Source organism: Streptomyces carpinensis, from assembly GCF_002154505.1.
GTDB lineage: Bacteria > Actinomycetota > Actinomycetes > Streptomycetales > Streptomycetaceae > Streptomyces > Streptomyces carpinensis.
The window spans coordinates 1-735 of record NZ_MUBM01000794.1; the positions used below are offsets into that span (position 1 = coordinate 1).

Annotated in this window: 2 pseudogenes; one reads left to right on the forward strand and one right to left on the reverse strand. The window is 69.3% G+C overall.

The annotated features are described in order from the left end of the window. Positions 1-504 (reverse strand): annotated as a pseudogene (locus BZY54_RS48820) (FadR/GntR family transcriptional regulator); the annotation flags it as partial. 142 nt (positions 505-646) lie between these two features. Between BZY54_RS48820 and BZY54_RS54580 the strand changes: the two are divergent. After that, positions 647-735: pseudogene (locus BZY54_RS54580) on the forward strand (gluconokinase); the annotation flags it as partial.

Sequence of the window (735 nt, forward strand, 5' to 3'; positions counted from 1 at the left end):
CCGGCCAGGACCTCGGCGACGACGTCGCCGAGGCGGGCGAACATCTCGTTGCCGGAGGCGTTGAGGATCACGCGGTGGAAGGCCACGTCGTGGTACAGGTACGCCTCCAGCCGGTGGCCGCGTGAGTTGGCCACCATGCCGAGGGCGCACTCGGTGAGCGCGGAGCACTGCTCCGACGTGGCGTGCCTGGCGGCCAGCCCCGCTGCGACCGGTTCGACCGCCNNGGCGGTCGGCGCCGGCCAGGCGCCAGCGGATCACCTGCGGGTCGTAGACGTTCCACTCCGACTGGGGGAGCACGGTCACGCCGACGCGGCGGCGGGAGGCCACCAGATGCATGGACTCCAGGACCCGGACCGCCTCACGCATCACGGAGCGTGACACGTCGAAGCGCTGCGCGAGCTCGTCGGTGCGCAGCACACTGCCCGGCGGGTACTCGCCCGCGGTGATGGCGGGGCCGAGGGTGTCCAGTACATGGCCGTGCAGCCCCCGGCCCGGTGTGCTCATGCACTCAGCGTACGGGCTGGATCACGGATCCAAAAAGTCAGACTTATATGTCACAGACTCTTGAATTCGTCGTACCTAATGGGTTTCAGTGTGGCGACGCCGGATGTCGGCGTCGCATGTCGAGGAAGACAGCGAGGCAGTGATGCGCACCCCCCACGTCGTCGTGGTGATGGGCGTCGCCGGCACGGGCAAGACCACCATCGGTCCGCTGCTCGCCGCCCGGCTCGGCGT